We start from the raw sequence: 1,192 nt of genomic DNA on the forward strand, positions 1-1,192 counted from the left end.
GGTAATCTCCCCATTTTTAATGGAGATCAGAAGTAGACGTTTTTCTCTGTGTTAATTCTAGTTTCTGGATTGGTGTTATACCACCAAGCCCCATGTTAGGTCGCTCATGATTATAAGTCCATAACCATTGTGTTGCTCTGTCCTGTAATTCTTCAATATCTCGATAAATATAATGGCTCAACCAGTCATATCTGACCGTTCGATTAAACCGTTCAATATACGCATTTTGTTGAGGATTACCGGGCTGAATAAAGCATAATTCAATGCCATGTTTTTCAGCCCAAGCCGCAAGCTTATGACTAATATATTCAGGCCCATTATCAGAACGAATACGTTTAGGTTTACCGCGCCATTCAATAATTCTATCAAGTGAACGAATTACTCGCTCTGCTGGCAATGATATATCAGCATCAATAGTCAAGCCCTCACGGTTGAAATCATCTATCACATTAAATAATCTACAACTTCTTCCATCAGATAGTTGATCATGCATAAAATCCATCGACCAACATTCGTTAATGGCTTCTGGAACGTTTAACTGCTCAGGTACTTCACGTTTCAATCGCTTGTTTGGCTTGATCCTCATATTCAGTTCAAGCTTACGATAAATGCGATATACACGTTTATGATTCCACGGGTGACCTTTCACATTTCGTAAATATAAAAAGCACAAACCAAATCCCCAATTACGTTGGTTTTGCACTAAACCTAACAGTAAATCGGCGATAAGCTCATTATCATTATTGAGTTTAGGTTGATAGCGATAACAGGTTTCGCTAATCGAAAATATACGGCATGCAAGGCTAATACTGATCTTATGGCGTTGAATTGATGCTTTAGCCATTACTTTTCTCTCAGAAGCTTTTACCACTTTTTTTCCATGGCTTCCTGAATGATTTCAGCTTTTAACCGTTCTTCAGCATACATCTTTTTTAAACGGCGGTTTTCGTCTTCAAGCTCTTTCATGCGGGTCATTAATGACGCATCCATGCCGCCGTATTTAGCTCGCCATTTGTAAAAGGTAGAATTTCCCATACCATGCTCTCGGCAAAGTTGGGGGACGGGTACGCCATTTTCGGCTTGCTTTAAAATGGCTAATATTTGACTATCAGTAAAGTGTGCTTTTTTCATAAAATTCTCCTGCGTTAAAGCATACGAGAAAATTCTACTTTTGACTTCTATTATTTTTTGG

1 protein-coding gene is annotated in these 1,192 nt (G+C 38.5%); it reads right to left on the bottom strand.

All coding sequences use genetic code 11. The annotated features are described in order from the left end of the window. Nucleotides 1-16 precede the first annotated feature (16 nt). A protein-coding gene (locus V6256_RS15100; RefSeq protein WP_341599095.1) for an IS3 family transposase occupies nucleotides 17-1,131 on the bottom strand; the annotation gives its coding sequence in 2 pieces (ribosomal slippage) (nucleotides 17-870 and nucleotides 870-1,131; 1,116 coding nt in all). Nucleotides 1,132-1,192: the final 61 nt, after the last annotated feature.

The organism is Psychromonas aquatilis (assembly GCF_038155185.1).
In the GTDB taxonomy this organism is placed as follows: Bacteria; Pseudomonadota; Gammaproteobacteria; order Enterobacterales; family Psychromonadaceae; genus Psychromonas; species Psychromonas aquatilis.